The organism is Verrucomicrobiales bacterium, from assembly GCA_016793885.1.
Lineage (GTDB): Bacteria > Verrucomicrobiota > Verrucomicrobiia > Limisphaerales > UBA11320 > UBA11320.
The window spans coordinates 41547-64190 of the sequence record JAEUHE010000237.1 but is presented as its reverse complement, the minus strand read 5'-3'; the positions used below and the strand labels follow the sequence as shown (position 1 = coordinate 64190).

At 58.7% G+C, this 22644-nt stretch carries 23 protein-coding genes; 17 read left to right on the top strand and 6 right to left on the bottom strand.

Annotated features, from left to right (window positions below; genetic code table 11):
* Positions 1 to 371: 371 nt before the first annotated feature.
* The gene (locus JNN07_26390) at positions 372 to 917 is read left to right on the top strand and encodes a hypothetical protein (GenBank protein MBL9171290.1); all 546 of its coding nucleotides are present in this window, start codon (positions 372 to 374) and stop codon (positions 915 to 917) included.
* A 2-nt stretch (positions 918 to 919) separates the two neighbouring features.
* Here the strand turns inward: JNN07_26390 and JNN07_26385 are convergent, their stop codons facing one another.
* Positions 920 to 1519, bottom strand: a complete 600-nt coding sequence (locus tag JNN07_26385) for a hypothetical protein (GenBank protein MBL9171289.1) — start codon at positions 1517 to 1519, stop codon at positions 920 to 922.
* A gap of 134 nt (positions 1520 to 1653) precedes the next feature.
* Here JNN07_26385 and JNN07_26380 point away from each other — a divergent pair, with 134 nt between their 5' ends.
* Entirely contained in the window at positions 1654 to 2304 is a 651-nt protein-coding gene (locus JNN07_26380) for a DUF2959 domain-containing protein (protein MBL9171288.1), read from the top strand.
* 308 nt (positions 2305 to 2612) lie between these two features.
* Here the strand turns inward: JNN07_26380 and mtnP are convergent, their stop codons facing one another.
* The 3 genes from mtnP to JNN07_26365 all read right to left on the bottom strand — a co-directional run bounded on the left by mtnP (position 2613) and on the right by JNN07_26365 (position 6153).
* Entirely contained in the window at positions 2613 to 3476 is an 864-nt protein-coding gene (gene mtnP, locus JNN07_26375; GenBank protein MBL9171287.1) for an S-methyl-5'-thioadenosine phosphorylase, read from the bottom strand.
* 488 nt (positions 3477 to 3964) lie between these two features.
* Positions 3965 to 5332, bottom strand: a complete 1368-nt coding sequence (locus JNN07_26370; protein MBL9171286.1) for a glycosyl hydrolase — start codon at positions 5330 to 5332, stop codon at positions 3965 to 3967.
* A 17-nt stretch (positions 5333 to 5349) separates the two neighbouring features.
* A complete protein-coding gene (locus JNN07_26365; GenBank protein ID MBL9171285.1) occupies positions 5350 to 6153 on the bottom strand; it encodes a 3-ketoacyl-ACP reductase in 804 nt (267 codons plus the stop codon).
* Positions 6154 to 6261: 108 nt separating this feature from the next.
* Here JNN07_26365 and JNN07_26360 point away from each other — a divergent pair, with 108 nt between their 5' ends.
* From JNN07_26360 to JNN07_26295, 14 genes are all read left to right on the top strand, one after another.
* Positions 6262 to 7380 carry an alanine--glyoxylate aminotransferase family protein gene (locus JNN07_26360; protein ID MBL9171284.1) on the top strand — a complete coding sequence of 373 codons (1119 nt, stop codon included), beginning with the start codon at positions 6262 to 6264 and terminating at the stop codon, positions 7378 to 7380.
* Between the two features lie 47 nt (positions 7381 to 7427).
* The gene (locus JNN07_26355) at positions 7428 to 8288 is read left to right on the top strand and encodes a methyltransferase (GenBank protein ID MBL9171283.1); all 861 of its coding nucleotides are present in this window, start codon (positions 7428 to 7430) and stop codon (positions 8286 to 8288) included.
* Between the two features lie 385 nt (positions 8289 to 8673).
* A complete protein-coding gene (locus JNN07_26350) occupies positions 8674 to 9396 on the top strand; it encodes a hypothetical protein (protein ID MBL9171282.1) in 723 nt (240 codons plus the stop codon).
* Between the two features lie 113 nt (positions 9397 to 9509).
* On the top strand, positions 9510 to 10583 hold the full coding sequence (locus JNN07_26345; GenBank protein ID MBL9171281.1) for a COX15/CtaA family protein: 1074 nt from the start codon (positions 9510 to 9512) through the stop codon (positions 10581 to 10583).
* Entirely contained in the window at positions 10580 to 11488 is a 909-nt protein-coding gene (gene cyoE / locus JNN07_26340; GenBank protein MBL9171280.1) for a protoheme IX farnesyltransferase, read from the top strand. Before JNN07_26345 ends, cyoE begins: the two co-directional genes overlap by 4 nt.
* A gap of 120 nt (positions 11489 to 11608) precedes the next feature.
* Complete coding sequence (locus tag JNN07_26335) at positions 11609 to 13417, top strand: cbb3-type cytochrome c oxidase subunit I (GenBank protein ID MBL9171279.1); 1809 nt, start codon at positions 11609 to 11611, stop codon at positions 13415 to 13417.
* A gap of 20 nt (positions 13418 to 13437) precedes the next feature.
* Entirely contained in the window at positions 13438 to 14226 is a 789-nt protein-coding gene (locus JNN07_26330; protein MBL9171278.1) for a heme-copper oxidase subunit III, read from the top strand.
* 31 nt (positions 14227 to 14257) lie between these two features.
* On the top strand, positions 14258 to 14575 hold the full coding sequence (locus JNN07_26325; GenBank protein ID MBL9171277.1) for a cytochrome C oxidase subunit IV family protein: 318 nt from the start codon (positions 14258 to 14260) through the stop codon (positions 14573 to 14575).
* A 5-nt stretch (positions 14576 to 14580) separates the two neighbouring features.
* Complete coding sequence (locus JNN07_26320) at positions 14581 to 14796, top strand: hypothetical protein (protein ID MBL9171276.1); 216 nt, start codon at positions 14581 to 14583, stop codon at positions 14794 to 14796.
* The gene (locus JNN07_26315) at positions 14793 to 15086 is read left to right on the top strand and encodes a hypothetical protein (protein ID MBL9171275.1); all 294 of its coding nucleotides are present in this window, start codon (positions 14793 to 14795) and stop codon (positions 15084 to 15086) included. The genes JNN07_26320 and JNN07_26315 overlap by 4 nt, the downstream gene beginning before the upstream one ends.
* Before the next feature lie 9 nt (positions 15087 to 15095).
* On the top strand, positions 15096 to 15860 hold the full coding sequence (locus tag JNN07_26310) for a cytochrome c oxidase subunit II (GenBank protein ID MBL9171274.1): 765 nt from the start codon (positions 15096 to 15098) through the stop codon (positions 15858 to 15860).
* Between the two features lie 164 nt (positions 15861 to 16024).
* The gene (locus JNN07_26305) at positions 16025 to 16660 is read left to right on the top strand and encodes an SCO family protein (GenBank protein MBL9171273.1); all 636 of its coding nucleotides are present in this window, start codon (positions 16025 to 16027) and stop codon (positions 16658 to 16660) included.
* 5 nt (positions 16661 to 16665) lie between these two features.
* On the top strand, positions 16666 to 17100 hold the full coding sequence (locus JNN07_26300; protein MBL9171272.1) for a DUF420 domain-containing protein: 435 nt from the start codon (positions 16666 to 16668) through the stop codon (positions 17098 to 17100).
* A 26-nt stretch (positions 17101 to 17126) separates the two neighbouring features.
* Positions 17127 to 17786 (top strand): non-canonical purine NTP pyrophosphatase, encoded by a 660-nt coding sequence (locus JNN07_26295; GenBank protein MBL9171271.1) that lies wholly within the window; start codon positions 17127 to 17129, stop codon positions 17784 to 17786.
* 39 nt (positions 17787 to 17825) lie between these two features.
* On the opposite strand, the gene JNN07_26290 is transcribed toward JNN07_26295, so the two are convergent.
* Positions 17826 to 19889, bottom strand: coding sequence for a response regulator (locus JNN07_26290; protein MBL9171270.1), 2064 nt, complete (start codon positions 19887 to 19889; stop codon positions 17826 to 17828).
* A 15-nt stretch (positions 19890 to 19904) separates the two neighbouring features.
* Positions 19905 to 20987 (bottom strand): hypothetical protein, encoded by a 1083-nt coding sequence (locus JNN07_26285; protein MBL9171269.1) that lies wholly within the window; start codon positions 20985 to 20987, stop codon positions 19905 to 19907.
* Between the two features lie 478 nt (positions 20988 to 21465).
* On the opposite strand from JNN07_26285, the gene JNN07_26280 reads away from it, so the two are divergent.
* Entirely contained in the window at positions 21466 to 22575 is a 1110-nt protein-coding gene (locus tag JNN07_26280) for a hypothetical protein (protein ID MBL9171268.1), read from the top strand.
* Positions 22576 to 22644: the final 69 nt, after the last annotated feature.

Below are 22644 nucleotides of genomic sequence, written 5' to 3'. Positions count from 1 at the left end.
GTGGGGTGACGAGACCTGGGGTTGTCACCCCAGGCTGGGATGGTGCTGGGCCTTTGGCCCGCGGGCTTGAACCTCGGTGATGATTCCCTTAGGAATGTGGGAGTAGGGTTCTGTGCTGCATTTGGTATTGGGTCGGAAGCTCGTCGCGCCTGAGCACCAACGGTGCGTCCTATCCCAGCCTGGGGTGACAACCCCAGGCAAACATCCCCCCCTTCCTGTCAAGGGCTGAAAGCCCGGCATGAGTCCGTCAAGACCGTCGCGACATCACCCACCCCTAACCACGCCCACTCCCCCGGGTGTAATCACACCCCTGGCCACCCCCCTCCACCCAAGGTTTGACTTTTGGGGGGTACGCTGACTTAGTGTTCGCCATGATCTTTTCTCGTTTAGGATGCTTTTGTGTGGCTCTTTATCTGGGCCTGACTGGACTGGTCAATGCGGCTGAGGCTCCGGCTTCCTTTAAGGTGGGGGAGTTTGAGTTTAAACGCCCTGAGAAGTGGTCCTGGGTTGAGCCGACCTCCCCGATGCGGAAGGCGACGCTGAAAGTAGCCAGCGCCGATGGCAAGGACTCAGCTGAAGTTGTCTTTTTCCACTTTGGACCCGGCAACGGTGGCGGAACCCAGGCCAATGTAGATCGCTGGCTTGGACAGTTTCAGGAAGGTCGCGAGAAAATCCAAGCCAAGGTGGAGGAATCCAAGGTCGGGGGGCGGAGCGTGACTTTCGTGCAAGCGCAGGGAACTTATCTCAGCGGAATGCCGGGCGGTCCCAAGACCGCTCTCGCGGGCACCATGCTGAAGGGCGCCATTGTGGAGAGTTCCGAAGGGAGCGTATTCATTCGCATGACCGGGCCGGTGGCATTCGTCAGCGGTCTCGACGCCGCCTTTCGTGGGATGGTCGAATCTCCACTCAAGAAGTAACCCTAAGGGTCGCGAGTCATGCCATCGATGAAGAGCGCCTTCTGGAGGCGATCCGCCGCGGCTTGACGAGCAAGAAAGACGGTTTGGCCCGGCTCATCCGCCGGGTTTCTTGGCCCGGCGGCGGCGCCCTTGGCGGAGGCGTCCGTCTCATGGTCCGGCGGGATGGACCCGAGTTCGTGTTTTGCCTGGACGAAGGTCTTCTCGAGAATGGTTTCGATGGCGGTTCGGTTCAGCCTTCGAAACCGACGCAGGCAGGCGTCGGAGGGGAGATTCGTCCCGAAGGAGGCCCTCAGTTCCTGATCCTGCAGCATCGCCACCTCGATCTCACGGCAGCTATAGATCCCCTTAGCGTAACAGTAGGAGACGATGGCTAGCAGAGTCTCGGCGGAAATCATTCCGGCATCTTTGGGCAGCAGCAAGCGAGCCGACTCGCTGGGCGGCTGGTCGGCCACTGCTCTACGAATAAATTCGGTGGTGGTGGCTGGGTGCTGCGCTCCACCGGAGACCGCTGGTTGCTGGCTGGCGACCTCATGGAGATGCAAGCTGGACTCCCCGGCGGGCGATGGCGGCACGGACTGCGAATTCGAATTGGGTTCACTCATAACCGACGGACGGATGCACCGGAAACACTCTGGGCCCCCATTCGTTCTATCGGCAGTCCTGAACCTCGAATACAGGAGGGGGGCTTTTTGAGGTTGCCAGGGAGTGTCTCAGTTCTAGACTGACCCAGATGAAAATGTTTTCAAGGTGCGCGCGTTCCTTCGGTTTCCTCGTGGCGGCGACCGTGCTGCTCTGCGGCTGCAGCACGGTTTATTACAGCGCGTGGGAGAAGCTGGGAGTGGAAAAGCGCGACCTGCTCAAAAAGCGCGTCATCGAGGCGCGGGACGAGCAGAAGGAGGCGGGAGCGGAGTTCAAGGACGCGATGACGCGGCTGAAAGAGATGACCGGTTTTGACGGCGGCAAATTGGAAAAGGCCTACCAGGGGCTGAAGTCTGATTTTGACTCGTGTAACAGCCAGGCTGAGACTGTTCGGAAGCGGATTCGCGATATGGAAACCGTCGCTCGGGACCTATTCGCGGAATGGGAGAAGGAGATCGTGCAGATTAGCACTCCGTCCCTGCAAGCGAACAGCCGGGAGCAGCTCCGCTCGACCAAGGAGCGTTATGAGAGCCTGCACTCCACGCTCGTGAGCGCGGAGCAGAGCATGGCGCCCGTGCTCACGCAGTTTAAGGACTACGTGCTGTATCTTAAGCACAACCTCAACGCTCAGGCCATTGCGTCGCTCAAAGGTGAGGCTACCAATGTTCAGAACGAGATTGGACGGTTGATCTCCCAGATGAACGCCTCGATAGCGAAGGCGGACGAGTTCGTGAAGTCGATGCCCTAGCACCCTGTCCTAGTTGTTCCCACCGGACGCGAGTTTGGCTGTGGAGACCGAGAGTGCTGAGTTTTCGCTTAGGAAGCGTCCCGACAGGCTGCTAGGTAGTTTTCCTGCGGAAAAAGTAACCCATCCTCTGATGAGCGTTTCCTACAGTTTTGAAGTGTAGGAGCCGAGGTGACGAGGCTTGGCTCATGGGGAGTCGGTCGAACTTATCCGCACCCCGACTCGGAGTCGGGGTGGTTGCTAGCAGGCCGACGCCCAGAAAGGCGTGGAACCAAATAATAGCCCTGCCGGGCACTCTGCAGAAAGGTACTCTAAGTCCGATGGCCTGCTAGGATGGGACCCAGATTGCGGACGGTCTTTTTGGGCCAGAGTTTAGGATCTGTCATGATGGCGTTTTGCAGCGCGTGATGGCACGGCCAGCCAGGCTCCTTGGGAATCATCGGGATGGTCTCGAGCAAAATCGCTTTCGCTTGTTCAGCATTGTGACGCAGATTCTCGATCACCATCTCCACCGTGACATGGGCTTCGTCGACCTTCCAGCAATCGTAATCGGTCACCATGGCCATGGTGGCGTAGGCCAGTTCGGCCTCGCGCGCGCACTTCGCCTCCCCCAGGTTGGTCATGCCGATGACGTCGTAGCCCAACTTGTGATTGGTCAGGGATTCGGCCCGGGTGCTGAAGGCAGGCCCCTCCATGTTGACGTAGGTGCCTCCGTCGTGGACTCGGGCGCCGCAGGCTTGAGCGGATTTGAGCAGGAGCCTTCGAAGCTCCTCACAAATCGGATCCGCGAACGCCACATGCGCGACGATGCCTTGGCCGAAGAACGTGTGTTCGAAGGAGCGCTTTGTGCGGTCGATGAATTGGTTCACCAGGACGATATCGCAGGGATGATATTTCTTCTGCAGCGAGCCCACCGCGCTGACGCTGATCACCCATTGAACGCCTAGTTTCTTCATCGCCCAGATATTGGCGCGATGGTTCAGCTCGCTGGGGAGGATACGATGGCCGCGGGCATGGCGTGGCAGGAAGACGACCTCGCGGCCGGCGAGCTTCCCCGTGAGCAGATCGTCGGACGGAGGACCGAACGGTGTTTTGACCTTTACCCACTTTTGTTGGGTAAAGCCTTCGATATGATACAATCCGCTGCCGCCGATGATTCCGATTTTGTGGCTCATGTTGGTGCTTTGCCGACGGGCGCTTGATCCGGGCCGCACGGCGCCACCTTTCCTCTTCTGTTCGTCGTGCGAAGTCAATGCGGAAGCCGAGAACCCGCAGGGTTCCCAGAGATTACGGGGCGTGGAGCGCAGCAATATCCCCGGTCAGTCGGCCTCCTAATCAACAGCACCCTGAAAGGCGTGCCACCCGTCCGCCAATGGACTGACGAACTGATTAGGTTCCTTGAAGCGGTTGACGCAAGCCTAAGAAGCCGGTGGCATCGCTGCTCGATGCTCCGTACTTTTAACAGTTCCGGGGGTGCGAGCACCCCCGGCTACATCTCTTTGAACCCTGCGGGTTCGGGCCTTGCCGACAAAGTGAGAAACGCCGGCGTTACCCAACTTGTTTAGTTCCCATTTTTTGGAGGTAAAGATGAGAGGCCTTTACCACTTTGGTCCCCTCAGCGGAGCTGGGATCCCCTTCGGGGGGCGAAACGTCCTCTAAATGATCAGGCCCAAAAGCGCAGGGCGGGTTTTCCCTCGGCTTCGCGGAGGATGAGCAGGCCGAGTTCGCGGGCGTGATAGTCGCCCCACATGGAGCTCTCGCCGTTGGGAACCTTTTGCCCCTTGACGATGTAGTCCCATCCGTTCGGACGATGGTAAATGGAGTGAAGGATCAGGCCTTGGTGCTTGTCCTGCACGCTGAGATAGGGGTCCCGGAAGAGTGTGCGGGCGATCGTCAGGCCCGCGGCGTGGTAGCGCCGGCCGATTGCTAGGCGGCGTTTGGCGATCAGATGTCGGCCGAGCACCAGAAATCCTTGCGCGGCGATCGCTGCGGCTGAGCTGTCGACCGGCTCCCACGCGTTGTAGGGGTCGGAGGCGCGCTGGGCGTAGGCACCGAGCCGGTGCAACTGCGGCGCACCCGTGTCCCAGACGGGGATTCCGTCGGTGCAGCAGTCCTCCAAGTAACGTTCCGCTGCGGCCATCGCGGTCTGCTCAAACCGACGGAGCACAGCCGGGGTCACGATCTCCGGCTCATCCCATTGGCTCAGGAACTCCAGCTGCTCGGCAAAACCCAGCAGCGCCCACGCCAGACCGCGGGTCCAGGTGGTGAAGGGGGAGTAGCCTTGTTGTGAATTGGGACAGCGGTAGCTGCCGTCGTTGAGGTTGAAGATGGACTCGTGAGCGACTCGCCCCGGCACATCGTAGGCATCCCGCCCCTGGCCAAAGTAAACCGCGTAGTCGGCGGTCGTGAGCGCGTGCTGGACCAGGCGCTGCAAGAGGGAGATCTTCCGGTCGCGTTCCGCCATGAGCGGATGACCGAGCTGATGGGCGATGGCCAGGGATCGCAAGGATCGCATGGTATCGATGAACAGCGAATGGGGACCGTTGAAGGAGTAAATGAAACCTTGCCCCTTGGGCAACTCGGTCCAGCGAGCGGCTTGGACGGCTCCCGACACCTTGAGCGCCAGCTCATAGAAATTCATCGCTTCCCGGTCGTGGGGGATCCTGCCTTCGCGCATCAGGCGCCTCAGGTTTCCGTAAGTGGACACATTGTTGAAGCCGTGGTCATGCACTCCCACATGGGACACGTGCGTCGCCATGTGCTCCACGGTTCCGCTGCGGCCAAGCTCGAGGAATTTCTCCCCGCCCACCGCATCGAATTGGAGCAGGCAGGCTCCGTATTGGAATCCCTGAGTCCATTCCGTCCAGCCTCGACTCGTGTAGCGGCCGGCGCGGGTGAAGACCGGGGTGCCCTGGGAGGGCTTCCAGGTCCGGTTAAGTGACTGAATCTTCCGCGCGGACAGTTCGAAGAGACGTAGGACGTCCGGCCGTAGGTTCGACGGGGTTAAGTCGGTTCGGAGATGCAGCGGCATGAGGAAGGTCGGGTGAGTTAGAGACGTCGCAAATGAAATCCGCCATCGACGTTGAAGACGTCGCCGGTACTGAAGGGAAATGCATCGCTGGCGATGGCTGCGACCGCTTTGCCGACATCCTCGGGCGTCCCCCATCGGCGGATGGGGGTAAGTCCCTCGGCGATGAGGCGATCGTAGCGATCGCGCACCCCGGCGGTCATGTCGGATTGGATGATTCCTGGTCGAATCTCGAACACGAGGATGCCGTTTTCGGCGAGCCTCTCCGCGAACAGCGGAGTGAGCATGCTGAGGCCGGCCTTGCTGAGGCAATAGTCACCCCGATTGACCGACGCGGTGTAAGCGCTGATCGACGTGATGGTGACGATCTTGGGCTTGGGGCGATCTGGATGTGACCCGGTCTGCTCGATCATCCAAGCGGCGGCCAGCTGAGTTAGGAAGAAGGGCCCTTTGAGGTTGATAGCCAGCAGGCGGTCGAGGCTTTCCTCGGTGGCTTCGAGCAGATCGCAGCGGACTTTGGGGGCGACTCCGGCGTTGTTCACGAGCAGGTCGAGTCGGCCGAACTGTTCCCGATGGACCGCGATCAGGCGCTCTCGGTCGCTGGCTTGGCTGATGTCGCTCTGGCAAATCTCCGCGCGGATGCGTTGCTGCCGGGCGGCGGCCGCTGCCCGACAATCGACGGCGGTTTGCTCGGCGGCTTTCTGATCCTGCGCGTAGTTGATCAGCAGGTCATGGCCGGTTTGCGCCAGGGCGAGAGCAATGCCGCGTCCGATGCCCCGGGAAGCGCCGGTGATGAGGGCAGCGGGATTCGAGGTGGATGCCATGTGTTGAGCGTCACGATGGGCGAGGTCGTGCGGCCTGTCAATGCAGGTGGGGCGGGGGGCCTCGACAAAAGATTGATCCTAGGCGGTCGAACGCCTAGGTTTTCGCCCATGCAAACACCTGCTGCTTTTCAGCCGTCGTCGCGTCTCTTGATGGGACCGGGACCGAGCATGGTTCCGGCCTCGGTTCTGGAGTCGATGGGCAAGCCTGTCCTGGGACATCTGGATCCCGAGTTCATCAAGATGATGGAAGAACTGAAGGGGATGTTGCGGCAGGTGTTTCAGACGTCGAACGACATGACATTCCCCGTGAGCGGTACGGGGAGCGCGGGGATGGAGTTCTGCTTTGTGAATCTCATTGAACCGGGCGACGAGGTCATCGTGGGGGTTAATGGTGTCTTTGGGATGCGTATGGCCGAAGTGGCCGAACGCTGTGGAGCCAAGGTGACCAAGGTGGAGGCTCCCTGGGGACGCATTATAGAACCGGGGGCAATCAGCGACGCCTTGACACGCGTGTCTCGGCCCAAGTTGGTCGCCGTCGTCCATGCCGAAACGTCCACCGGTGCGCTCACGCCGGTGGAGGAAATCTCGAAACTGGCCCACGACGCCGGGGCTCTCTTCGTTCTGGATACGGTAACCTCCTTAGGGGGCTGTCCGGTGAAGCTCGACGAGTGGCGGGTGGACGCGGTTTACAGCGGGACGCAGAAGTGCCTGAGCTGCCCGCCTGGACTGTCTCCGGTGTCGTTAAGCCCTCGCGCGTTGGAAGTGGCTACGCATCGGCAGCGTAAAGTGCAGAGCTGGTATTTGGATGTGAATTTGCTGGCGGCGTATTGGGGACAGGATCGGGTTTATCATCACACCGCTCCTATCTCGATGAACTATGCGTTGCATGAAGCGCTGCGACTGACTTTGGAAGAGGGGTTGTCGGCACGGTTCCTTCGTCATGAGCAGTGCTGCCAGTACCTGAAGCGGGGGCTTGCTGAGCTGGGACTGCAAATTGTGTCGCAGGAAGGCCATCAACTTTGGCAATTGAACGCGGTGGGGGTGCCGTCGGGGTTGGACGAGGCGGCCTTGCGCAAGCGGATGCTGCTGGAGTTTGGAATCGAGCTGGGCGCCGGACTGGGGCCGTTGAAGGGCAAGATCATCCGGATAGGTTTGATGGGAGAGACTGCACGCACCGCCAATGTCGACCGGCTTCTGAGCGCCTTGCGGACCTGCCTCGGCAAGTAGGTAGAGAGCGTGGAATCTTTAGTTTCGGTTCCCAGCAAACCCATCGCATGAACCAGCCGCTTAATCCTGCTCCGGACAGCCATTTTCGGGGTTGGGCGAAGCCGGGACCAGTCCCGCCGGGATTGGACGCTGGTATTGTGGTGGCGGAGGACGAGAGTCTGGACGCCATCAGCGGGCACTTTAGACTGCTGCAATTGCGGAAGGGGCATCGGTTTTCCACCGATGACATTCTGGCAGCCTGGTATGGTACCAGTTGGTGTCCGACGGCATCCCGCGTCTTGGACCTGGGAAGCGGGGTCGGGACGGTTGGGATGATTGCGGCGTGGAGGCTGCCGGGAGCGCAGTTCGTAACGGTGGAGGCGCAGTCCGAGAGTGTCGGTCTCGCGCGACGGTCCGCTGCTTACAACGGGCTGACGGATCGCTATGACATTCGCCTGGGAGACTTCCGGGACGCGGGCGTGTTGTCGCCGACGGAGCGATTCGATTTGGTGCTGGGTAGCCCACCCTATTTTCCATTGGGCAGCGGAGTGCTGGGTGATCATCCGCAGAAGGTGGCTTGTCGGTTTGAGGTTCGAGGCGATGTTCGCGACTATTGCCTTGTGGCTGCGCGTCACTTGGCTGCCGGGGGCTTTTTTGCCTTGGTCTTTCCCTCGGCCCCGGAGTGCTTGCGGCGTGTGGTTGACGCCGTTGCGGCGGCGAATCTGGTTCTGGTGAGGCGGCGGTCCATTGTTTTCCGGGAGGGGGACGCGCCGCTGATCGGCCTCTTTGGCATGATGCGACGTCAGGACCTTCCGGACTCCTGGGGTCCGGAGCCCTGGGTTGAGCCGGACCTGGTCATTCGAGACGCCCAGGGTCAGATCCATCCCGAGTATTCTGCGGTGAAGTTGGCGATAGGATTTCCGCCCTAGCAGCCTGTCGGACTTGTCCCGACCGGACATGACTCCGGGTTAGAACCTCATTGGTGCTCCTCCGCGTTCTCCGCGCCTCCGCGAGAACAGATCCCTCCCCTGACTCGGAAGGACTGCCGGAATCTCTCGCGGAGGCGCGGAGGGCGCGGAGAGGAAAGAGTTCATGGAGAGAGCCTGTCTACCCGGAAGTCTATGAATATCGGGCACTGGGGACCGTCGAATCTCTATGGTTTGGTGCTGAGTCGGCCCTGCTCAAATCGCTTGCGACGGCGGCTGGACCAGGGTAGTTTCCGGCCGTCGGTGGTGATGGGGCGACGAGTTGGATAGAATCGGATGTTCGATATCGAGACTGTGGTTTATTGACTGAACTGTTGACTGAATTGATATGAAATTGAATGACTTCTTGGTGGTAGCGACGCTTCTCGGCAGCACGGTAGGTGCGGTGTCCGCTGCGGACATTTCGGGCAAGGTGACCTTGAAGGGCACACCGCCCCCTGAGCCGAATTTGGCGCAGAAGACCGCGGCGCTCACGGCGGATCCGAGCTGCGGGAAGCTGTCCCAGGGCCCGAAGAACCGCGTTTATGTGGTTGGGGCGAACGGCGAATTGGCTCAGGTTGTGATCAAGATCACTGAAGGAGTCACCGGGACGCATGCGCCGTCGGCTGAACCTGTTCTTCTGGATCAACGCGGCTGCGAATACGTTCCCTACATCAGCGCGGTTCAAGCCGGACAGAAGCTCGTGGTGAGGAATTCGGATGACGCGTTGCACAATGTGAACGCGCAGCCCAAAGTCGCTGGCAATAAACCGAGCAACAAGGCGCAGATGGCCAAGGCCAAGGATTTGGAGTATGCGTACGAGAATGCTGAAGATTTTCTGCCCTACAAGTGCGACGTGCATCCGTGGATGTTTGCGTATGTGACCGTCGTTCCGCATCCCTTCTTCGCCGTTTCAGGGGCGGATGGCAGCTTCACCATCAAGAACGTTCCGGACGGCAAGTATAAGGTCGAAGCCAGCCACCGTCGTGCTGGCAAGTCGGCCAAGGATGTCGAAGTGAAGGGGGCCAATGCCTCCGTCAATTTCGAGCTGGAAGTTCCGGCTGCGAAGTGAGCCCTGGGCTCCTCGTAATAGTCCTTGAGGTTTAACCTCTCTGGACCTTACAATTCCAACCGCTGCGAGACTTTCTCGCAGCGGTTTGTTTTTGGGTACATAGTGTGACCGTGATGATGGGTTCAGAACACAATATCTGGTTAAAGCGATTCGCGGTCTTTGCGGCGGTCAATACTCTCTTGTTGATCGGCATCGGTGGCTTGGTGACCAGCAAAGGGGCAGGCATGGCGGTGCCCGACTGGCCCACGAGCTATGGTTACAACATGTTTTTCCTGCCTTTCCACCTGTGGAAGGGGGGGATCTTCTACGAACACAGCCATCGCCTGTTTGCTTCGTGGGTGGGTTTCCTTACGGTGGTTCTGGCGGTGTGGCTTTGGGTGAAGGACAAACGTGTCTGGCTGCGTCGCTTGGGGTTTCTGGCGGTGGGACTGGTGATTCTCCAAGGCGTGTTGGGTGGGCTGCGGGTCGTGTGGTTTAAGGATTATATCGGAATATTTCATGCTGCTCTGGCGCAAGGGTTTCTGGCGCTTTTGGCGGCCATTGCTTTGTTCTGTACCCGGTTTTGGCAGCGGTTGGGAACCTCCGGGATCTCGCTGCACGTTCGAAATTGGATGGTTGTTGCGGTGGCGGGCATTTTCCTTCAACTCCTGTTGGGGGCAGCCATGCGCCATCAGCACTCGGGTCTCGCGGTTCCTGACTTTCCGTTGGCTTATGGGCAGCTGTATCCGCCCACGGACCCTGAGTTTCTGCATCGAATCAACCAGGAGCATGCCGAAGTTACGATCACTCCTCTCCAAATTCATTTGCACATGGCACACCGCATTGGCGCGTTGAGTTTGCTGGTGCTGAGCGCCTGGGTCACTTTTCGGATTGGACGCCGTGTCGGCGGCCATGCTCCTGGTTTGCGGCAGGGCTTGCTGGCTTGGCAGGGCTTGATTTGGGTGCAGGCCATTTTGGGGGCCTGTACCGTGTGGACCGGCAAAGCGGCGGATATCGCCACACTCCATGTCGTGGTCGGCGCGGTGGTGTTGGTGACAAGCGTCATTCTGGCCCTGGTCGCCCATCGGTTGGCGCGGCCCGGAGTCGATGGCGGTCCGGGCCTGGCTCCGTCGACTCTGTTCCCCACAGCCTCCGCCCCGGTGGCTTCCCGATCTCGAACACTGGCAGGGGCGGTTCACTCGAGATGAAAGCCTCCAGTTCCACTTTGCCCCGCCCGGCGGATGAGTTAGCCGTGACTCGCAGCTCCATCTGGATGGAGCTCTTCAAGGCAAGACTCAGCGGCTTGGTTGTTCTGACCACCTGGGTTGGGTTCTATGTGGGCTACCAGGGCTCGATGGACTATCTCCTCATGCTGAATGCCGTGCTGGGGACCGCGCTGCTGGCGTCGGGAGCGGCTGCATTGAACCAGTGGCTGGAGAGGGAGCACGATGCCCTCATGCCACGCACCGAGAACCGGCCGCTGCCGGCGAAACATTTGAGCCCGGGGCTCGTTCTTGGGGTGGGGATTGCGGTTTCATTGGTTGGGGTGGTGCAGCTCTGGGTGTGGGTGAATGTCCTGACGGCCATTCTGGGCCTGCTCACCTGGGTGAGTTATCTGTTTGTCTATACCCCGCTGAAGCGCATCACCACCCTGAACACCGCCATTGGCGCGATTCCCGGCGCACTTCCACCCCTGATGGGCTGGACGGCGGCGCGGGGTGAGCTATCGATTGAGGGATGGAGCCTATTTGCGATTCTGTTCTTCTGGCAACTTCCTCATTTTTTGGCCATCGCTTGGATGTATCGCGAGGAGTATCGCCAGGCTGGATTTGCCATGTTGCCGGTTTTCGACACCGATGGCCGGAAAACCGCGCAGCAAGCCTTTAGTCACACCCTGGGCCTTCTGCCCTTGAGTCTGGGGCCCTTCGCCCTGCGCCTGGCCGGTCCGCTGTATCTGGTGAGCGCGCTGCTGCTCAGCCTGGGTTTTCTGTATTTTGCCTATCGTTTTGGGCGCCGTCTTGATCGTCCTAGCGCTCGATCCCTCTTTTTTGCCTCGATCATCTATCTACCGTTGCTCTTGTTGATGATGGTCATGGATAAAACTAAACTGTGAAACTTCCGTCGATTGTTCCGTTGACACTATGGAGCATGAGGCGGTTTACTGACCGCGTTTACTGACTGGCAATTGTTGATACTGCCTAATGGCAGGATTACCGATGCCGAATCGAATCGAATGCAAACCACATCTGCGCACACACATCATGCCGGATCGCATGACGCTCATCATCATGACGAGGGCGGCTTCCTCAGGAAGTATGTCTTTTCCTCGGACCATAAAGTGATCGGGGTTCAGTATGGGGTGACCGCCCTGATTTTTCTGATGCTTGGCTTTTTCCTGATCATGGCCATGCGTTGGCAGATTGCCTACCCCGGGAGGCCGATCCCCGTGATTGGCGGCCTGCTGGCTAGCATCTTCGGGGACATGGCAAGTGGCGGGGTGATGACTCCGGATCTTTACAACATGTTTGGCGCGATGCATGGAACCATCATGGTGTTCCTGGCGATCGTGCCCTTGGCGTTCGGCGCCTTCGGGAATCTGGTGGTGCCCCTGCAGATCGGCGCGCCGGATATGGCCTTTCCGCGGATCAACATGATTAGCTACCAGTGCTATGCGGCGGGTGGCGTGGTGATGTTGGTTAGTTTCTTTATTCCTGGTGGTGCTGCGCAGGCGGGGTGGACGTCGTACTCTCCGCTAGCGACCTCGATTGCGGGGCATGGCCAAACCTTTTGGCTGACCGGCATGGTGCTCCTGATCACTTCTTCCTTGCTCGGAGCCGTTAACTTCATCGCCACCATCATTCAGTTGCGTGCTCCGGGAATGACCTGGATGCGCCTCCCGTTCTTCGTGTGGGCGCAGTTTGTGACCGGGTTTCTGCTGCTCCTCGCGTTTCCGCCGCTGGAAGCGGCTGGGTTGATGCAGTTGGCGGACAACGTGCTCGGCACCAGTTTCTTTCTTCCGACCGGATTAGCCATTGGTGGTAACCTGGCCAATATCAGCGGTGGCGGCAGCCCGCTGTTGTGGCAGCATCTGTTCTGGTTCCTGGGACATCCGGAAGTGTACGTTCTCATCCTCCCGGCCATGGGTATTGTTGCCGAGATCATCGCCAACAGCACTCGCAAGCCGCTTTGGGGTTATAAGTCCCTGGTTTACGCCTCACTGGCGATCGGGTTCATTTCCTTCATTGTCTGGGCTCACCATATGTATCTGACCGGCATGGGAACCAAGATCAGCACCTTCTTTCAGACGACGACGATGATCATTTCCATTCCGTCTGTGATCATTCTGACCTGCCTGTTCATCTCGCTGTGGGGCGGTTCGATCCGTTTCAACACTCCGACCCTGTTCGCCCTGGCGTTTCTGCCGATGTTTGGTATCGGGGGGTTGACGGGATTGCCCTTGGGTTTCAACTACAGCGACATCCATTTGCACGACACCTACTACGTGATTGCCCATTTTCATTATGTGGTGGCGCCTGGCACTATCTTCGCGTTGCTGGCTGGGGTTTACTTCTGGTATCCCAAGGTGACCGGTCGGTTCATGAACGAGACTCTGGGCAAGATTCACTTCTGGGTCTCATTGATCGCGATGAATCTGATTTTCATGCCGATGTTCGCGCAAGGCATGGCAGGCATGCTCCGCCGGATGTCGAATGGTGGAGCCATGTATTCCACGGCCAGCGTGCCTGACGCGATCGGCGGCTTGTCGAACACGATCATCAAGCTCAACGAGTACATCACTCACGCGGCGTTCCTGTTGGGGTTGGCTCAGATTCCTTTCATTATCAACTTTTTCTGGAGCATCTCCAACGGTAAGAAAGTCGAATCGGACAATCCTTGGAATGCAACGACTCTAGATTGGCAGACCCCGACCCCGCCTCCTCACGGCAACTTCACGAGCATCCCTCAAGTGGTGCGTGGGCCGTATGAGTATAGCGTGCCCGGTGCTTCCAAAGATTACATCCCTCAAAACCAGAACGCCTAACGCTTGTAGCAGGACGACACATGGAAATTCCATACACAGTAGAACCTCGTCGGGACACCGGACTCTACAACGCCAAGGTTGGGATCTGGTTGTTTCTGGCCTCGGAAGTCATGCTCTTCGGAGCTTTGTTCTCCTCTTACATTCTTCTCCGGGTGGGAGCGGATATTGGTGAGTGGCCGCAGGGATTGCTCAACGTTCCGATCGGGACGGTGAATACCCTGGTGCTGATTTCGTCCAGCGTGACGGTGGTGTTGGGTTGGGCGGCTTTGAAGCAAGGCAACTTCGCCAAGTATCGCATCTGCCAAACCATTACCCTGCTGTGTGCCTGTGCTTTCGTAGGTATCAAGTCCTACGAGTACTATGACAAGTTTACCCACTACCAGGTGATCACCAAAGACGGCAAAGTCTTCGACGGGCATCTGGTCTCTAAAAACAAAGACCAAGTGGTCCTGCATGGGTTCGAGATCGACGCCTCCAAGGGCAAAGCTGCGGGAGTCACGGCGGCTCATAAGGCAAGCCACGGTGGGCACGGCAAGGAAATCGAGATCAAGACCGCTGACATCCAGAAAATTGGGAACTACGGGCCGGCTCACAATACCTATACTTCGATTTACTTCACGTTGACGGGATTGCACGCGCTGCACGTCATCGGAGGAGCCTTGGTCATGGGGTATATCCTCTTTCCGGGGGCGGGTATGTGGAAGACCGAGCCTGAGCGGTATACCAATCGGGTTGAGGTTTCCGGTCTTTTCTGGCATTTTGTCGATTTGGTATGGATCTTCCTGTTCCCGGTTTTGTATCTCCTGTAACTCAATTGGCTCGAACTTTTGAACTGATCTTATGAGCGATCACAGTGCGCACGATGTCGAAAAATCGATTAAGAAGTATTGGGCTATATTCTTTGCCCTTATCGTAGGTACCGTTGTTACAGTCGGGGCTTATTTCATTCACATTGAATCGTTCGCGATGACGGTGGCTCTCGCACTCTTCATTGCATCGGTCAAAGCCTTTCTCGTGGCGGGCTATTTCATGCATTTGATGGATGAGCGGAAAATGATCTACGGGATCATGGCCTCCACCGTGTTTTTCTTCATCGCGTTGATGGGCTTGACCATCTGGGCCATGAACGATTTTCCTACCAACACTCAACTGCGCTAACATCTATGTCCCTCAAGGCCATTCACATTCTCTTTATCATCGTTTCGACGATGTTGTGTTTCGGCTTTGCGGCATGGGCTTTTTGGACGCCCTCCGGCGCGGACCAATCTGTCAGCCGGGTGAATCTGGTGATGGGCTCTTGTTCCCTAGTGTTGGGATTGGGGCTGTTGGTGTATGGGCGTTACTTTCTGAAGAAGCTAAAAGACGTGAGCTACCTATGAATCATCCATCGTCCAGAAGATATCTAGCAGGCTTGGTCGGAGTGTTGTGGACTGTCGCCAGTCAGCCCGAGGCAATGGCTTGTGCCACCTGTTTCGGCCAAACCGACTCCCCGCTGGGCCGCGGGTTGAATTGGGGCATCTTTGCTCTCCTGGTCGTTGTAACGAGCGTCCTCGGGGGGATTTGTTCGTTCTTTGTATTCATCGCGCGTCGCACTGCTCGTGTGGAATCGGAGCAGTTGGCGGGGGCGCTTTCGCAGGCTGAAGACTCGACTCTTTCGAAAACGGTTTGATTTCCAGACATGAATAATCTCCTAGGACTCCCGGTTGTCACTTCTGAGCACGGTCACGACGTGGACCACATGATTCTGCTGGTCCATTATCTGATGGGCGCGCTTTTCGTGGGGTGGGCAGCCTACTTCATTTATGTGTTGATTCGCTTCCGGAGTGGAGCCAATCCCAAGGCTGATTACCTCGGTGCGCGCAGCCATGCATCCACCTACATTGAGGGAGTGGTGGCGTTGGTGGAAGCGGTCCTGTTGATTGGCTTCGCCGTTCCGCTTTGGGCTAAGGTGGTTGATGGTCTGCCCAACGAGAAGGAGGCCACGGTCGTTCGTGTGATCGCCCAGCAATTCGGTTGGAACAACCTGTATCCGGGTAAGGACGGCATCTTCCGCAAGCAGGAAATGCGGCTGGTCAATGCCACCGACAATCCGTTCGGATACGTTAAGGACGACCCGAACGGCGCGGATGACATCCAGACTTTGAATGATATGACGGTGCCGGTGAACAAGCCGGTGCTGGCTTACATCTCCTCGAAGGATGTTATTCATTCCTTCAAGATCATCGCCATGCGAGTGACGCAAGATGCGATTCCCGGAATGCGCGTTCCGACTCATTTCGTTCCCACCCAGACGGGTAAGTATCAGATCAACTGCGCACAGTTGTGTGGCAATGGCCATGCCAGCATGGCGTTGGGCTTCTTGAACGTCGTGACGGAAGAAGACTACGTCAAGTGGACTGCCAAGAACGCCGGCAGCGGTGCCAGCACGGGCGGCTTCGAGTAAGATCTGAGGTCGCTTCACCCTGAGCCGGACCTGCACGGCGTAAGGCTGTTGGACGGGACACGCCTCACGGGTTCCGCGCCTTTGGCCGTGATGGAATGGATCGGGTTCTTCTGCGAATCCGGCTTCTGGCTCCTAGTTTCACCGCTGGAGTAATCAAATCACGTTTGAGCACATCGCCCACAACCGAAGGGAAATCCCCTCTGCGGATCCTGGTGCCCGGGTTGATTGCCATGGGCGCCCTGGTGTTAGCTTTGGTGTTTCTGCTCCAAGGACGGGCTGCCCCTCTTCCGGTGATTTCCCAGGTCACCTCCTTCTCACTGACGAATCAGGTTGGTAAGATCGTTTCCTTGAAAGACCTGCAGGGGAAAGTCTGGGTCGCCAACATTATCTTCACGCATTGCCCTGGCCCGTGTCGCGAGATGTCCAAGCGTATGGAGCGTCTGCAATCGGAACTTGCTCGGCAACCCTTGGTTCAGCTGGTTTCCCTGACCGCGGACCCGGTCGTCGACACCCCGGAAGTGCTCCATCGCTACGGTTTGAGCTATCGTGCGGATCCAGCCCGATGGTGGTTCCTGACCGGTCCTAAAGCGGACTTGATCCGACTGGCGGTCGATGAACTTAAACTGACGGTGGTCGACAAGGAGGAGCGCTTGCGCCAATCGGTGGACGATCTGTTCATTCACAGCACCATTTCGGTGTTGGTTGACAAACAAGGACGCCTGCGTGCTGCGGTGGAGGCTTTAGAACCGGGAGCAACGGAGAAGCTCCGCGATCTAGCCCTTCAGTTGCTGGCGGAGTAACACCTATGCAAGTCTCTGACCTTCCTACTTTAAACGCTTCACTCAACGGCTGCGCCTCCGTGCTGCTGTTCCTGGGTTACGTCTTTATTCGCCGGGGCGATAAGGTTTCGCATCAACGCTGCATGATGGCCGCCTTTGTGTGCTCTTGTGTTTTCCTCATTTCCTATGTGACTCACAAGGTTTTGGTCCGTGGGGTCCACACGCCCCTCGGTGCCACCGGAGCGATCCTGTTGATCTATCGGGCGATGTTGGTGAGCCACATCATCCTGGCCATCGCTGTGGTTCCGCTGGCTTTGACGACGATCCGGCGAGGCTTGGCTGGCCAGAACGATCGTCATCGTCAGATTGCGCGCATCACTTGGCCGATCTGGATGTATGTGTCGGTCACGGGGGTACTGATCTATTTCGCCCTTTACCACTGGTTTCCGGCCAAGGGGTGACTCCAGGAACGGCACGGTAATGAAGCATGAAGACTCTGGTCATCGCGACGAGAAACGCCCACAAGGTTGCTGAGATTCAGGCCTTGTTGCTGGATCGATGTCGGTGTGTGGGCCTGGCAGGCTGGGGTTCTCGGGTGCCGGAGGCGGTGGAGGACCAGGCCTCCTTCGCGGGCAACGCCGTCAAGAAAGCGCTTACGGTCGCGTCCTGGCTAGCCACCGAGGTTGACGTTCTCACGGAGCTTGGCGGTGCGTCGGTGGTAGGAGTGCTAGCCGACGACTCCGGTTTGGAAGTCGATGCTCTCGGCGGTGCCCCTGGCGTCCATTCGGCGCGCTTTGCAGCGTTGGATGATCCCTCACGAACCGGTAACTCTCCCGATTCGGACAACAATGCCAAATTGCTCCGCCTGCTGGCGGAGGTTCCTGTCGATCGTCGGACTGGTCGGTTTCGGTGCGCCCTGGCTTGGATTCCGGCGGTGACTTCGTCGCCGGCCTCGGCTCCTCGGCTGTTTGAGGGGGCCTGTGAGGGGCGGATCACTCAGGCTCCCAGCGGGCAGGGTGGATTTGGTTACGATCCCTTGTTCGTTCCAGCGGGGCAGAGCCTGTCCTTCGCAGAGTTGGGCAGCGAGCTCAAGAACCAGATCAGCCATCGGGCTCAAGCACTCAGGCTGTTTCGGGCAGTTTTCTGACCTCACCAAGCTCAGAGCGAGGAGGACGGCCGGGCCAGGTCAGATGCCGAGGCATTTGCTCACGGTCTCCGGCAGCAAACTCGGGGGATAAGGCTTCTGTAAGAAGAGGGCGTCGCGACATTCCCGATCCGCCTCCACCATCTCGGGAGCGTAACCGCTGGTCAAAATAACTTTGAGACGTGGGTTTGCCTGCACCAGCTGGGTTGCCAGTTGCATGCCGGTCATTCCTTCCGGCATGGATAAGTCGGTCAATAACACATCGAATTTGCCGTCGTGCTCCTGCCAGATACGGAGGGCCTCCTGACCGGATGACGCCACGGTAACGTCAAAATTTGCATTCCTGAGCGTTGCCTCCGCCGCTTCACGCAGCACCGGTTCATCCTCGACCACCAGGACGGTTTGGAGGTTGCCGTTAACGGCACGATGACGGTCCTCGAGCGCATTCGCAGGGCAGGGACAGCAGTCGGGTTCCTCGATGGCTGCATGGCACTCCGGCAGAAAGAGGCTGAAGGTCGTGCCTTTGCCCACCTCGCTATTCACCTCGATCCAGCCTCGATGTTTGCGGACAATGGTGAAGACGGTAGCCAGCCCCAGTCCGTTCCCTTTGCCCGGACCCTTGGTGGTAAAGAACGGTTCGAAGAGCCGCGCTTGGGTCTCGAGTGACATGCCGCAGCCGCTGTCGGTGACCTGCAAACGGACGAACCGTCCTACGAACGCGTCAGGGTTCGTGGCTGCACGAGTGGTGTCGACTTCGATATTGTCCGTTCGCACCACCAGGGTTCCGCCATCGGGCATCGCGTCTCGCGCATTGACGGCGAGGTTGATGACAATCTGTTGCAAGCTGCCGGGATCCGCTTCGATCACTGAATGCTTGGCGGCGCAGGTGAACGTCAGACCGATACGCTGATCCACCGCTCCCTGTATCATGGGCCGCATGCGCAGGAGCGTTTCGTTGAGGTCGAGGGGTTTCGCGTCGTTGCCTTGAGGACGAGCGAACAGCATCAGTTGTTGAGCGAGATGCGTCGCGTCCTCGGTAACCCCGACGATCAGGTTGAGCCGATCTCTGGTTATCGAGGATTCCGGACATCCTTCGAGCGCACGTTCGACATGCGCTCGGATTACCATGAGATTGTTCTTGAACTCGTGGGCTAGCCCGGCAGCCATCTTGCCAACACAGTCCAGTTGCTGCGTTCGGCGGATCTGTGCCTCCAGCGAAAGCCGAGCCAGATAAGCGCCAATGCCCGGCGCGACTGACCCCAGCTCCTCGACCGCGCTGCGGGTGATGACCTCCTTGGAATAGAGAATGATCAGGCCGAGCAGGTGCTCGTTGAGCATCAGCGGATAAGTGACCGCGCTCACCATCTTGTGCCGGACCAGCCACTCCCGATCGGCCAAGCGGTGGTCCTCGGTTGCGGGGCAGCTGAGAAAGGCTTCTCCATTGATGAAATCGACGGCAGCGGGCGCGAGTGGTGGAGGCTGAGAGGCCAGCACACCTTCGCTGGCGGTCATGGTGAGCTCCCCTCGCTGCGGACTGAACACATAGATCTGCGCCAGTTGGATGGGGAGGAAGCGGATCATGGCTTCCACGCAGGGGGTGAGCACCTGCTCGGGAGTGCCGGCACGTGTCAGTGCGCTCCCGACTTCCGCTCCGAAACTCGCCAGGCGGGCTCGTTCCGCAGCGGCGGCGGAGATCAGGCGATGACGTTCGATGGCGAATCGGATGGCTCGATCGAGACTGGAAACATCCAGCTTCCCCTTGATGAGGTAGTCGGCAGCTCCCGCCCGTAAGGCATTCTCTTCAGCGGTTGGCGATCGCTGTCCGGTGTACAGCAGGACGGGAAACTGGCGCGGCTTGGTTTGGATTGCTTCCAAGAATTCCAAACCAGTGCGGCCTCCGATTCGATTGTCGAGGAGGCAGGCGGCATAGCAGTGAGCTGACGTCGACAGAACTGCTTCCACACCCTGCTCAAAGCTCGGCACCCACTCGATTTCGTATCTGGCTGAATCGGCAGTCGAGAGCAGATCCTGCAGCAGGACCCACTCCTGGCGATCGTCATCGACCAATAGGATCTTCAACGTGTGATTGGAAGAGTTGGGCTCCATGGAGTCAGCGGCACTTCAGTAATGTTTTTCCTCCGCTGGACGCGTTACCGCGGTGTTGCCGAGTTTCGGTCCTATGAGCACCGTCGTATCACCGGATCGCGCATGCTGCTGCAGGGGCAGGCGCACCCGGATGGTTGTGCCCTGGCCCGGTGTGCTCGAGGCGGATATGGTGCCCTGGTGTCTTTCGACGATGCATCGGCAGATCGCCAATCCGAGCCCGGTGCCTTCGTATTGCTCCCGGCTGTGGAGGCGCTGGAAGCCTTGCAGCATCTGGTCCCAATACTCCTCCTCAAAACCGATCCCCTCATCGCGGATTGATAATTCGCACCAGCTTCGATCGTTCGGGTGATCGTTCACCGGCCGGTCCTGGCCCACGGTGGTCTCGATTCGGATTTTCGGGACCTCGCCATTCTTGTGAAACTTGAGGGCGTTGGAGATGAGATTCTGGAGAAGTTGTTGGAGCTGGGTCCGATCGGCCGCCAGTTCCGGCAGTTTTCCCTCGACCGTAATCTCCGCCCGCGTCTCGCTAATGCATGTTTCGAGATCGCCGAGGACCTGGTTGATGACACTGCCCAAGTCCGTCAGCTCAAAAACCATGCCCTTGCCCTCGATGCGAGCCAAGCTCAGCAGACTGTCGAGCAGGTTTTGCATTCGATTGACGGTGAGGCGGATTCCCTCCACTTCGCCGCGAACATTCGCCAGGTCGTCGGCGGTCACCTTTTGCTCAAATCGATTCAGAAACAGTCGCACCTTGCGCAGTGGTTCTCGGAGGTCGTGCGCGGCGGCATAAATGAAGTTTTCTGCCGTGGGCTTGGGCACTGGAGCGTTACTGACTGGTTCCAGCTGCCGCGGGACCTCTCCCACGACTTTTCGAAACTCTTTGGGCCCAATGAGACGGGAGGTATCGGTTTCTGCATGGGCTGTCCTCGGGGCCATCGGCTCCAGAGAGATCGGCTGGAAGGGGTTCTCTGGCTCGGTGGAGGATTCCTGACCTCGACTGCTGTTGACCCAGCGGGTGACGAAAAGGATGGTTCCTATAAGGAGGACTAACCAGATCCACAACTGGCTTGAGGGGGCCTCGGGTGACGACGTTGGCACGGCATCGCCACTATGGGCCGCCACCGTGGTGTTAGTCTCGGCTATGAGACCTAACGCCCACGGGCCAGACCTGGCCAGGCGCGCAAGAATCCCCGAGCAGAGGATCGATGTCGGCCCGTCTCCCGTTCTGTGCCCTAGGTGGTTCCGGGGTTGAGTCACATTCACCAGCAATAGTTCGGGCCTTCGGCCCTCGATTGTCAGCGCCTTCCGTTTAAAGGCGTCTTGAATGGTATCGGTCCCGCACCAAAAAGCTTAACAGCACGTGGAGACTGATTCGGCCACTCGACAGGTCCATGGTCCTAGATCCGCGTGCGACGATCCATTGATACCCGACGTGCGACGCGTTAGTATCCCACCCATGCACAGCGCAGCGCGTTACTTACTCCGACTAGGCTCTCGGGTTCTCCCGAGCTCACTGGTGCTTTGGCTCGGGCTGTGTTGGTTGGTGGGGTCCGGGTGTAAGCTGCTGACCGTCAAGATGCCAGGTGAGCCTCTCTCCCGAAAGGACGCTCAAATTAGGAGCCAGACTCGGGAGTTTGCGGGGGTCCTCTCGGCCACCGTTCAACAGGTCTCGGACGCGGTGGAGGGCCAGGTGGATGATCCCGTGCTGAAAGCTCGATGCGTGATGTGGAAGGTCGGCTGCGTGAGTGGCGTCCGTAAAGCGACGCTACGAAGCACTCCGGTGCTCGCGTTGGTGGACACGTGGGCATTGTGTCGTCAGATGAACGATTTTCTAAGTCGTGGCCCAGGTCTGGAGCTTTTTGGAAATCATCAAGCCGCCTTTCTCACCAATGCTCACGCGCTGGAGGTTCGTATTTCGGGGATTGCGCGCAACTCCCTTGCCACTGCTGATTGGCAGCAAATGAGCACTTTCGTCGAGGCTTATGCCCGTGAGTATCCACTCCAGAACCTGGCCCTTGAACGTGAGCCGGTGGCGGCAAGATGGGAGGATTTTCAGGGGAGCGCCACGGTCGCTGCGCCGGCGGGCACCACATCGGAGGCATTGGTGGATTTTGCTGATCGCCTTCAGATGATCGGCCAGCAAGTGCCGGAGGAGATTCGTTGGCGTCTGGGGCTTGAGGCTGCGGAGTTCGAACGTGCGATGGCTCGGGGTGGGGTGACCCTGGACCGGCTCGATGCAACCTTGGGGCGGATCGCTCAAGTGGCTGCGGAGAGTCCGGCGACAATCTCGAATGCGGTTACGGAACTCCGGATCGGCTTTCTTCCCGTTTTCGATCGGTTCGAGAAACAATGGGGAACGACTCTCGAGACCTTGCAACGGGAGCGTCAGATCTTGACCGAGAACATCGCCGTCGAACGGGTGGCGGTTCTCAAGGCGGTGGATGAACAGAGAGCAGCGATTCTGCAGGCGGCGGATCAGCAGCGCGAATCGATTGTCAAAGATGCTCAGCGCCTCAGCCGGGACATCATTGATCAATCCCTGGGCTATGTGCATCGCACGGTGAGAACGGTGCTTGTTTTTCTGGTGATCCTGGCGGTGGTCATTCTCGGACTGCCCTTTGCCTTCGGGTATCTCGTCGGCAAGACCATGGCTCGTCGTTCCGGAGAGGAGCGTCCTCCGGTGTGAGAAGCCGGTACATGGGAGAGGCGTCGCTGAGTGTATCCCAGTCGACGCCCCCCGGAACTGTGCCGCTGC